The organism is Salegentibacter sp. BDJ18 (assembly GCF_017579965.1).
Taxonomy (GTDB): Bacteria; Bacteroidota; Bacteroidia; order Flavobacteriales; family Flavobacteriaceae; genus Salegentibacter.
Window position 1 is genome coordinate 132,852 of sequence record NZ_JAFLQX010000021.1, and the last position, 11,114, is coordinate 143,965.

Annotated in this window: 11 protein-coding genes and 1 tRNA gene; 7 read left to right on the plus strand and 5 right to left on the minus strand. The window is 35.3% G+C overall.

Going from position 1 to position 11,114, the window contains the following annotated elements; all coding sequences use genetic code 11:
- Position 1: 1 nt before the first annotated feature.
- Positions 2-733 carry a hypothetical protein gene (locus tag J0871_RS12185; protein WP_208225600.1) on the minus strand — a complete coding sequence of 244 codons (732 nt, stop codon included), beginning with the start codon at positions 731-733 and terminating at the stop codon, positions 2-4.
- Between the two features lie 203 nt (positions 734-936).
- Here J0871_RS12185 and deoC point away from each other — a divergent pair, with 203 nt between their 5' ends.
- From deoC to mgrA, 6 genes are read left to right on the plus strand one after another with little or no spacing between them, the layout of a single operon-like run.
- Positions 937-1,587: a deoxyribose-phosphate aldolase gene (deoC, locus tag J0871_RS12190; protein ID WP_208225602.1), complete on the plus strand. Its 651-nt coding sequence runs from the start codon at positions 937-939 to the stop codon at positions 1,585-1,587.
- A gap of 1 nt (position 1,588) precedes the next feature.
- A complete protein-coding gene (gene deoD, locus J0871_RS12195; protein ID WP_208225604.1) occupies positions 1,589-2,287 on the plus strand; it encodes a purine-nucleoside phosphorylase in 699 nt (232 codons plus the stop codon).
- Positions 2,288-2,335: 48 nt separating this feature from the next.
- Positions 2,336-3,217 carry a serine hydrolase gene (locus J0871_RS12200; protein WP_208225606.1) on the plus strand — a complete coding sequence of 294 codons (882 nt, stop codon included), beginning with the start codon at positions 2,336-2,338 and terminating at the stop codon, positions 3,215-3,217.
- Positions 3,218-3,238: 21 nt separating this feature from the next.
- Positions 3,239-4,003, plus strand: a complete 765-nt coding sequence (locus J0871_RS12205; protein WP_208225608.1) for a DUF1080 domain-containing protein — start codon at positions 3,239-3,241, stop codon at positions 4,001-4,003.
- 11 nt (positions 4,004-4,014) lie between these two features.
- A complete protein-coding gene (locus J0871_RS12210; protein ID WP_208225610.1) occupies positions 4,015-5,355 on the plus strand; it encodes a Gfo/Idh/MocA family oxidoreductase in 1,341 nt (446 codons plus the stop codon).
- Between the two features lie 17 nt (positions 5,356-5,372).
- The gene (gene mgrA / locus J0871_RS12215) at positions 5,373-6,371 is read left to right on the plus strand and encodes an L-glyceraldehyde 3-phosphate reductase (protein WP_208225612.1); all 999 of its coding nucleotides are present in this window, start codon (positions 5,373-5,375) and stop codon (positions 6,369-6,371) included.
- 126 nt (positions 6,372-6,497) lie between these two features.
- Here the strand turns inward: mgrA and J0871_RS12220 are convergent, their stop codons facing one another.
- The 4 genes from J0871_RS12220 to J0871_RS12235 all read right to left on the minus strand — a co-directional run bounded on the left by J0871_RS12220 (position 6,498) and on the right by J0871_RS12235 (position 10,541).
- Positions 6,498-7,469 carry a type I phosphomannose isomerase catalytic subunit gene (locus tag J0871_RS12220; protein ID WP_208225614.1) on the minus strand — a complete coding sequence of 324 codons (972 nt, stop codon included), beginning with the start codon at positions 7,467-7,469 and terminating at the stop codon, positions 6,498-6,500.
- 127 nt (positions 7,470-7,596) lie between these two features.
- Positions 7,597-9,219: a glycosyltransferase family 39 protein gene (locus tag J0871_RS12225; protein WP_208225616.1), complete on the minus strand. Its 1,623-nt coding sequence runs from the start codon at positions 9,217-9,219 to the stop codon at positions 7,597-7,599.
- Positions 9,203-9,832: a lipid-A-disaccharide synthase N-terminal domain-containing protein gene (locus tag J0871_RS12230; protein WP_208225618.1), complete on the minus strand. Its 630-nt coding sequence runs from the start codon at positions 9,830-9,832 to the stop codon at positions 9,203-9,205. Before J0871_RS12230 ends, J0871_RS12225 begins: the two co-directional genes overlap by 17 nt.
- Positions 9,825-10,541 carry a glycosyltransferase family 2 protein gene (locus J0871_RS12235; RefSeq protein ID WP_208225620.1) on the minus strand — a complete coding sequence of 239 codons (717 nt, stop codon included), beginning with the start codon at positions 10,539-10,541 and terminating at the stop codon, positions 9,825-9,827. The genes J0871_RS12230 and J0871_RS12235 overlap by 8 nt, the downstream gene beginning before the upstream one ends.
- Before the next feature lie 291 nt (positions 10,542-10,832).
- Here J0871_RS12235 and J0871_RS12240 point away from each other — a divergent pair.
- Positions 10,833-10,909, plus strand: a tRNA-Arg gene (locus tag J0871_RS12240).
- Positions 10,910-11,114 lie beyond the last annotated feature (205 nt).

Here is an 11,114-nt window from a genome sequence, read left to right on the forward strand (position 1 = left end):
CTTAAATTTCAGTTGAAGTAGTAGAAATTAGATTGTTCATTTCAGCGGCAAGTTTATTCATAAATACATCAGGGTTATCGCGTAATTGCTTCCTGTTAGCGTTGTAAAAACTTCTTATAGCACCTTTTAAATTTGGGAACATAGAATACAGGTCTCTACGATTATTCAATTCAAAAAAATCGTTTTCAACCTTAAAAATGAAATCTGGATCTGCGGTACTAAATTCATTATAAGCCACATTCCTATCCCGAACTTCCATTTTGTTCTTCAGGTGTTTTTTAAAAACTTTAAATTTGCCCTCATCATTTATAACTTCATAGTAGCCTCTTATATTCGTATTATTTTCTGCTTTTAAATATTTAAAAGTATGATTGTTAATTTTAAATAAATTAACTCGCTCTCCAATTAATTGAAAAATTAAATTTCTTTGTTGAAGCTGTAGGTTTACAAGTAATAAATCATCGTAGATATTATACTTTAATGGAACATTATAGAATACTTGCCCATCATAATTCACAGAGCCATTTTGAAAATCCCGCGTTTGAAAAAATTTATGTTTTTCATTTATCATTCTATCTGTCTCCACATACTCAATACCTGTAAATAAAACAGAATTTTCAATTCCCACCTGCTTATCATACCAGGAGTATATCTTTTCTTCGGAATAATCTTGTGAAAAAGTGGTGAAAGAAATTGATAAGATGAATAAGGGAAGAAAGTAATTTTTAAACATTCAGTAGTGGATTGATGAATAACACCTAATAATTCCGGAAAACTACAAAATATAATAGATTTTCATTAATATTTTTTTATTAATATTAAAAATAAATAATTGAATGTTAAATTCCTAAAACCAGTACAATATCAAAAACCTGAGAATTATCATAAATTAGATCTGTTAGAAAGTTTTAGCTTTGTAAAGATTAAATACATTTTATGCAACTCAACCAATATATAGATCATACTTTATTGAAGCCAACCGCCACGCCGGCAGATATAGAAAAGTTATGTAAAGAGGCAGTAGATCACCAGTTTTATGCAATTTGCGTTTCTCCTTCTTATATTCAATTAGCGAAATCGTCTTTAGAAGGCTCTACTGTAAAAATAGCAGCAGTAATAGGTTTTCCTTTAGGAGCAATGACCACCAAAGCCAAAGTTTTTGAAGCTAAAGATGCTATTGAACTTGGTGCCGATGAAATTGATATGGTAATAAATATTGGAATGCTTAAGGCCGAAAAAATTGAATATATAGAAAACGAAATTACCGAAATTAAAAAAGCCATTGGTTCTAAAGTACTTAAGGTTATTATTGAAACCTGCTTTTTAACCGATGCCGAAAAGAAAGTTGCCTGTCAAGCTGCTTTAAAGGCAAATGCCGATTTTGTAAAAACTTCTACGGGGTTTGGAAGCGGTGGGGCTACTTTTGAAGATGTGAAATTGATGAAAGAAATCGCAGGGGATAAAATGCAAATAAAAGCTTCTGGCGGAATTAAAGATAGAGAAACTGCTATTGAATATATTGAATTAGGTGTTTCCAGGTTGGGAACTTCTTCAGGAATTAAGCTTTTAACTTCAGATAAAAAATAGAATGAGCGTACATATACAGGCAAAAAAGGGAGAAATAGCAGAAAACGTTTTATTACCGGGAGATCCTTTAAGAGCAAAATGGATTGCAGAAAACTTCCTGGAAAATGCAGTTTGTTATAACGAAGTCCGAGGAATGCTGGGTTATACCGGTACTTATCAGGGCAAAAAAGTTTCGGTGCAGGCTACCGGAATGGGGATTCCTTCGGCATTGATTTATTGCACTGAATTAATTACTGAATATGGTGCTAAGAAGCTTATTCGTGTAGGTTCTGCCGGTTCTTATCAGAAAGATTTAAAAGTAAATGAAGTTGTTTTAGCTATGGCTGCTTCTTCAAATTCAGGTTTTAATAAGGCGAAATTTCAGCACGCCGACTATGCTCCTACTGTAGATTTTGATTTATTTATGAAAGCCGTAAATTTTGCTGAAAACCATAATATAAAATTCAGAGCCGGGAATGTACTTTCTTCTGATGTTTTTTATGAAGAAAGCGACCAGAATTATAAAAAGTGGGCAGATTATGGCGTTTTGTGTGTAGAAATGGAAACCGCCGGACTCTACAGCGTAGCCGCCAAACATAAAGTACAGGCCCTTTCGGTTTTGACGATTTCTGACTCGCTGGTTACGGGGGAACATTTACCCGCAAAAGACCGGGAGCAGAGTTTTAGCCGAATGGTAAAAATCGCTTTGGGCAGTATTTAAGTGTGTTTAGGGAAATTTCATTAAATTCGGAAAGTAATTTCGAAACTAATGAAGTTTTTCCCCGCCATTCTTTTCCTTTTTGCTTGTTTTATAAGCAATGCACAAACTTCTACTGAAGAACTTCAGCATAATATTGATTCTATTTTTAAAACCACGCAAGGTGATTTTGCTATTGCTTTTAAAGATCTTTCCGAAGAAAAAAACAGTATTTATATAAATCATCACGAAGATTTTCACGCCGCCAGCACGATGAAAACCCCGGTAATGATAGAGGTTTTTAAACAAGCTTCAGCGGGAAAATTCGCTCTCCAGGATTCCCTGATTGTCAAAAATCAATTTAAAAGTATCTTAGATGGTAGCTCTTATTCACTCGAGCTTGGTCGGGACAGCGGGGAACATCTCTATGAACAAATTGGCCAGAAAAGAAGTATTGAAGACCTGGTAACCGATATGATTATCTATAGCAGCAATTTGGCTACTAATATTATAATTGAGTTGGTTGATGCTAAAAATGTAAACAAAACAATGCGAAACCTGGGTGCGAAAAATATTAATGTGCTTCGTGGTGTAGAGGATATGAAAGCCTACGAAGCCGGGTTAAGCAATTCTACCACCGCTTACGATTTAATGCTGATTTTTGAAGCTCTCGCTACCGGAAATGCAGTAAATCCTGAAGCCGACGAAAAAATGCTGAATATTTTGCGCCAACAAAAACATACCGATCTTATTCCGCATTTGCTTCCTAAAAATTTAAAAATTGCAAATAAAACCGGTTGGATTACCGGAGTGCACCACGATTCAGCCCTTATAGAATTACCCGACGGAAAAAAATATGTATTGGTTCTACTTTCAAAAAATATGGAAGATATGGATGCCGGTACCAAAATGCTTACCCATGTTTCAAAAATGATTTACGAATATGTTAAATAATTTCCAACTAAAAATTTCAAAATGAGAATATCTTTAAAATTAAGTTTATTGGCAGGTACTTTAATAATTGCTTCATTACCTGCTTTTGCCCAGGAAAAAAACATCGATTTACCACCTGAAGCCACAGAGTTTTACGAACCGGTACCGCCTAAAATTCAAGCCGGAGAATCTACTACTACCGCACCTTCTGATGCAATAATATTGTTTGATGGCTCAGATCTCTCAGCTTTTGTAAACGAAAAAGATGGTTCTGAACCCACCTGGAATATAGAAGGAGATGTGTTAACCGTAAAACCGGGAACCGGTGGAATAAAAACAAAAGAGAATTTTGGAGATATGCAATTACATTTAGAATGGCGTTCGCCTTCAGAAGTTAAAGGCGACGGACAGGGCCGTGGGAACAGTGGTGTAATTATTATGGAGAAATATGAAGTACAGATTCTGGATTCTTATGAAAATGAAACCTATACCAACGGCCAGGCCGCCAGTATTTATAAGCAATCCCCACCACTAGTAAATGCAACAAAAGCACCCGGCAAATGGAATAGTTACGACATTATTTTTACTGCGCCCAGATTTAATGAAAATGGCATGTTATTGCGTCCGGCAAAACTTACCGTGCTTCATAACGGGGTGTTGGTTCAAAACAATTACGAATTAAGAGGCCCAACCGAATATATTGGCATACCTAATTATACTAAACACGACGAAAAACTTCCTATTCATTTGCAAGATCATGGAAATCCAGTGAGTTTCAGAAATATCTGGGTTAGGGAATTGAATTAATCTGTTATAAAATGAAGAATTCAAGAAGACAATTTTTGCAGCAAACTACCCTGGCTACTGCCGGTTTAAGTTTATCAGGATCCTTATTGGCCAATCCATTTTCAGGTTTTCAGGGTTTTGGTACAAAAGACAAAATTAATTTTGGAGTAATTGGCTGTAAAGGAATGGGATGGTCTAATATGCAGGCTCACCTTAAATTACCCAATGTAACCTGCGTTGCCCTGGCAGATATAGACCAGGGTGTTTTAGATGAGAGAACTAAAAATATAAAGGATATAACCGGAAAAGCGCCAAAACAGTACCAAGATTACCGCCAAATGCTGGAAAACAAAGATATTGATGCGGTAATAATTGGCACACCAGACCATTGGCATTGTTTGAATTTGGTTCACGCTCTGGAAGCCGGAAAACACGTTTATGTTGAAAAACCGCTTGCAAATAGTATTGAAGAATGCAATACCATGCTTAAGGCCGCCAAAAAGTATAATAAAATTGTACAGGTAGGCCAATGGCAACGCAGCGGGACGCATTATGACGATGCTATAAATTATGTGAAATCGGGAAAACTCGGGAATATTCGGTTGGTGAAATGTTGGGCTTATATAGGCTGGAAAGACAGACTTCCACATAAAACTAACAGTACTCCTCCACCGGGTGTAGATTATAAAATGTGGTTGGGTCCTGCGCCTGAAAGACCTTTTAACGAAAACCGGTTCCATTTTACTTTTCGTTGGTTTTGGGATTATGCTGGCGGACTTATGACCGATTGGGGTGTGCACGAAATTGATATTGCACTTTATGCAATGAATGCTAAAGCACCAAAATCTGTTTTAGCTTCTGGCGGAAAACTTGCTTACCCCAATGATGCCGCTGAAACTCCCGATACGCTACAAACAGTATATGAGTTTGAAAATTTCAATTTACTATGGGAGCATGCCGTTGGAATTGACGGTGGAAATTATGGTAGAAATGAAGGCATTGCTTTTATAGGAAATAACGGAACGTTGGTGGTAAATAGAGATGGCTGGGAGATAATTCCTGAAGGAGACAATATTGATGGAAAATTTGTTCCGAAAGTTGAAGAAATAGCATTGCAAAAACCTGAAGAAAATGCGCTGGAAAAACATGCGGCTAATTTTGTTGAAGCCATAACTACCAATGATTCTTCAAAATTAAATTGCGGGATTGAAACAGGGAGCATCGCCGCTATTAATGCCCATATGGGAAATATTGCATACAAAACAGGAAAAAAACTGTATTGGGATGCAAACAAAGAAAGGTTTGATGATAATGAAGCTAATAAACTGCTAAAAGCAAATTACCATAATGGTTGGGAGCTTCCTAAAATTTAGAACTAAAATTAATTTCAATGAGTAAATATATAGCTAACGAGAATCGATACGAAAAGATGCAATACCGTCGCTGCGGAAAAAGCGGAATTAAACTTCCCTTACTCTCGCTGGGTTTATGGCATAATTTCGGAGATAATGATGATTTTGAAAATGCAAGAAACATTTTAAGAACAGCATTTAATAATGGTATTACCCATTTTGATCTTGCCAATAATTACGGGCCACCTTATGGTTCGGCCGAGAAGAATTTCGGGAAGATTTTTGCCGAAGATTTTAAGCAATACCGTGATGAATTGCTTATTTCTACCAAAGCCGGTTGGGATATGTGGCCGGGACCTTATGGTAATTTTGGATCCAGAAAATACCTTATTGCCAGTTTAGATCAATCGTTACAAAGAATGGGACTGGATTATGTAGATATCTTCTATCACCACCGCCCAGATCCTGATACACCTTTAGAAGAAACTATGGGTGCTTTAGACCAGATTGTAAGACAGGGAAAAGCACTTTACGTGGGTATTTCCCAATATTCATCTAAAGATACTGCCAGGGCAGCTGAAATTCTTAGAGCGCAGAAAACACCTTTCCTAATTCATCAACCAAGATATAATATGATGGATCGCTGGGTTGAAAATGGTTTATTAAATACACTGGAACACGAAGGGATTGGCAGCATCGTTTTTTCACCATTAGAACAGGGAATTTTAACCGATAAATATTTAAACGGAATTCCAAAAGACAGTAGAGCGGCAACCCAGGGCAGTTACTTAGATGAGTCGCAAATTACACCTGAAGTGGTAAAAAAAGTGCAGGCGCTAAATGAAATCGCTCAATCCAGGAATCAAAGTTTAGCACAAATGGCCGTGGCCTGGTTATTAAAAGATAAACGCGTCACTTCCGTTTTGGTTGGTGCGAGTAAGGTTTCTCAATTAGAAGATAATATTAAAGCCATTGAAAACCTTGAATTCAATAAAATTGAATTGGAAAAAATAGAAGAAATTTTAAAAAATAAGTAGGGTTAAGATAGGCTGTTTAAAACGCATATTTCTGTCAGGAAGAACTTGTTTCAACTTCTAACAACATAGATCCTGAAACAAGATCAGTATGACGATAGTAAAACGCGATTTAGACAGCCTATTTTTTTATTTAATATAAACCTCTAAAAGTTCACAATTTTCAGCTGAAAGCTTAACTTCTTTATTCGAGGCCGGGATTAGTAACGTTTCTCCCTGAGCGATTTTTTCAGAATTTCCATTTACTGAAACTTCGCCATTCCCGCTAACGCACATATAGATCACAAACGAATCTAAGTTGCTGTAATCTTTTGTGATTTCTCCCTCTACAGCTAAGTAATTTGTAGTGAAATACTGGCAACTGGCAACTTCAGAAGATTTGTTTTTTGTTTTTTCGTAGTTCAGCTTAAAATCGTCTTTCTTTTCAAAATCAATAGCATCAATGGCTAATGCGGTATGCAGTTCACGGGAATTTCCTTCATCGTCAGTCCGGTCCCAATCGTAAATTCTATAAGTAACATCTGAGGTTTGCTGGATTTCAGCTAAAAGCACCCCAGCTCCTATCGCGTGTACTTTTCCGGTATTTATAAAGAAACTATCGCCTTTTTTTACTTCTTCAAAATTGAGTAATTCAACAATTTTTCCTTCTTCTAAACGGGTAATATAATCTTCTTTAGAAACACTTTCTTTAAACCCAATGTTGATTTTCGCGCCTTCATCGGCCTGCATAATATACCACATTTCGGTTTTTCCGAAAGAATTATGGCGTTGCTGCGCAAGCTCATCATTAGGATGTAATTGTACAGAAAGTTCTGTATTGGCGTCTATAAATTTTATAAGCAAAGGAAAATCGGCATCAAATTCTTTATAGATTTTCTTACCTACAATTTCTTCTTTGTATTCCTTTAAAAGGTCCTTTAGGGAAAACCCTTTAAGGTCACCGTTAGAAACTACAGATATAGCTCCTTCTACACCAGAAATTTCCCAGCTTTCGCCCAGGTCGTCCCGGTTGGTTTCTTTATTTAGAATTGTTTTTAGTTTTTCTCCACCCCATATTTTTTCTTTTAAAATGGGGAAAAATTTTATTGGATAGTCAAGCATTATTTGGTTAGTTTTAAAAACGCTCCAATATAATCAAATATTAGCATGTTAAAAAATTGGTAGCGTCTCATTTTAACAAGATTTGAAAAGTTTTAGGCTTCTCTAAAAATACGGCTGATTTTTATTTTTAATTTTCTTTTTCAACGAGGAATAAATCCCTGTACAGTCGTTGTTTGTGCTTGCTGCTTACAGGATTCATATCTACGCTATCAATTTTTTTCGTGCTGTAGTTTCTAAAAATATTCTGTAAACTATCCAGATTATATTTCCCATCAGATAAAATCAAAAATTTATCTTCTGAAGGGATTTTAATCTCACCATTCTTATTTAAAACCGGAATTGGTTTTCCGTATTCCCAAATCATTTCTGGCGCAAAATCATTAATTTCATAAACAGGTGCATTATATTCTTTGAGATGCCTGTTAATATTTACAATGCTATTATAATCTTTGTTTACATTGATTTTACTGGCCATTGGTAAACCAAACCATACAATACTTACCAGGAAGAATATGCTTAAATAGAAAAGTGGTTTTATTTTTTTCAGTATTAAAAACCTAAACATTAAAGCCCCAATGATAAATAAGAAAATTGAACTCAAAATATACCAAACAAGAATATCCTGCAGAAAAGATTCAAAATAGAAATATGCAGCAATGGGAAAAACACAGCCTACAATGGCGAAAATGCCAAAATGAAAATAAATTACCGCAGCTTCTTTGGTCTTTAAGCTTTTAAAATGATTAAAAAGAAATTCAATATAAAATGCTGTATTCATTGCCATAGGAATAAGAACCGGCAATAGATAACGTGATTTTTTCTCCGGAATTACTGAAAGTAAGAAAACTGAAGCTAGCGTCCAGAGAAGCGTGAATTTATAAGCTTTTTTATTGCTAACCCTATCTTTTAAATAAGGATAAAGCAAGGCCACAAAAGATGGAATGGTCCATAAACCACTTTGAATAAAAAAGCTCCAGTAATAATAAAACGGCCTCACGTTGTAATTTAACCATCTCCCCGTCTCCTGGCTGGTAATTTCGGCAACTGCACGAGTATCAAATAAATAAACATAGAGGTTCCACCAACCGCCAGAAATTAAGGCCACTAAAATTAAAAGAGTCAGGGCCTTCCACCGTGCCTTTGTGCCATCAAATTTGTAAATAATTCCGTAAGCAATTAAAAACGGAAGAAATAATGCATAAAGTGAAACGGGACCTTTGCTAAGAATAGAACAACCAATAAACAATCCGCTAATTAAAGCATACAAATACCAGTTTTTAGTTGAATTATAGAGTTTGTAAAGCCAAAAGATAGCCAGTATCATAAAACTATGGGTATAAATATCCCACTGCCCGTCCCTGCTGGAAAAAACAATATAAAATGAGGTAGTAGCAATTAAACCGGCCACAAAAGACAATTCTATATTTTTGGTGATTTTAAGTAGTAATTTGTAGATAAAAACTACTAAAATTAATCCCATAATTGCTGAAGGAAGTCGCAAGCCAAAAAGTCCTTCCATTCCAAAAACCGACATTGAAATTGCCGTTAACCAGGTTGGTAAAGGTGGTTTTTCATAACGCGGCTCCGCATTCATCGTGGTGAATACCCAGTTATTATCATTCAGCATTTCCCGGGCAGTAATAAAATTACGCGCCTCCATAATGTTGATATAAATCGCATCCAGGTTTATAAAAAACACGGCTATTGCTGCAAAAATGAGTAGCAGAAGATATTTATTCTCTAATTTCATTATGGTGAATTATAATATTTCTAATATACATTATGGCGCCAAACAAATGCCCAATAAGCAAAACGGGATCTTTTCTAAAGACTGCATAAATTAAAATTAACGAAGAACCTACCAGGCTTAACCACCAAAATCCAAGCGGTAAACAGGATTTCTTCTGTTTTTCTGAATATAACCATTGGTATAAAAAACGTAAGGTGAAAACAACCTGCGCTATAATTCCAAGAGAAAGTAACCACAACGGAATGGCTTCATTCAGAAATAACTTTTGAAGATTATATTCGTTATTAAAAAAGCTGTAAATAACTACAATAGCAGGAAAAACAAGGATTATAAATCGTATTAAATAGGGAAGCTTTTTCCATTGTCCCTGGAAATGTAAGTTTCTTATATAAATAAAATACGTTAGCGTTTGGCCCAGCATAATCGCAAAGTCATCTCTAAAATAGCCGTAAATAAAAAGTAAAAAAGAAGCCAGTAAACTTAATTCCCAAAAAAGTATTGGAGTAAGCACTTTCTTTTGTTTTTCAGAAAGTATCCATTGCATAATCATCCTTGATGAAAAAAGGATTTGCGCGGTAAAGCCAATTACATAAATAAGCAGCGAATTATCCATGTTTCGCTTTTATGCTATAATCTATATAAGATTTTTTAATCCAAACATAAGCAAAACAATCTACCAAAGGCCCCAGAAACCTATTTTTGAAATTGTATTTAGATTCGCCTTCAATTCTTGGATAATGATTAATAACCACCTCTTTTATTTCCTTTTGCTGCAATAATATCATAGCCGGTAAAAAACGCTGTAAACCTTTAAACATAGGAATTTTCTTAGCATATTCGGTATGCATTATCTTAAGCGGGCAGCCGGTATCGTGAATATTATCGTGCGTAAAAAATATGCGTACGGCATTTCCGGTTTTGGAAGAAATACGTTTTACAAGGGTATCTTTTCTATTCTTACGCCAGCCGGTAACCAAACCAAAATCATTAATATATGGCAGAAGTAATTCAAAATCTTCGGGATGCGTTTGTAGATCGGCATCCAGGTAACCAAGCAATGGCGTTTTAGTATGATCGAAAGCGGCTTTTAATGCCGCGCCTTTCCCATAATTTTTGTCGAATAACAAACAATTAAAATCCTTGTGATCTAAACAGAATTTTTCTATAGCCGAAGCGCTGCCGTCACCAGAGCCATCGTCTACCAGTAAAACACAGGATTTGAGTGAAGCCGATTTAAGGTAATTCTGCAAAAAATCAAAAAGCCTGGGTAAACTTTCAATTTCGTTATAAACCGGAACAATAATGGTGAATTGAAACTCCATAAACAATTAACAGGCTTTATTAAGAATTGAGGTAAATTTACTAAACCTAAATATCTGGTTAACAGGCGTTGAATTTTGGAGCAAAAAGTATTTCAATGTTATCAAAGGAATTTTTTAAAAAATTTACCGGGGCAAAATTAAGGATATAATTGAGAAAAACTTTCAATTTAAAAATTAAGTTAAAAACAGATTAAAATTCCCATAAAATCAAGTTGAAGAAAAAAATAAATTTTTAAATAAAAAAAGCTTGTTTTATTTGGAAAGAGGCTTATATTTGCAACCGCAAAAAAGGGGCTCGTAGCTCAGCTGGATAGAGCACCTCCCTTCTAAGGAGGCGGTCATAGGTTCGAATCCTATCGGGCTCACCACTTTGTAAAACCGTAAAACTTAATTTTAAGTCTTTACGGTTTTTTTATTTCCTATTCTGTAGATTTGAATTAATAAAAATGGATCAAGCCTAATTGTTGTGTTTAAGCAAAAATTGTGGTTAATCTATATAAGAAGAATTCTACATTTTTCACTCCTCTAAACTGAGCCCTAAAGGCTTTTATCTTTGCATTAAAGGATTCTGCT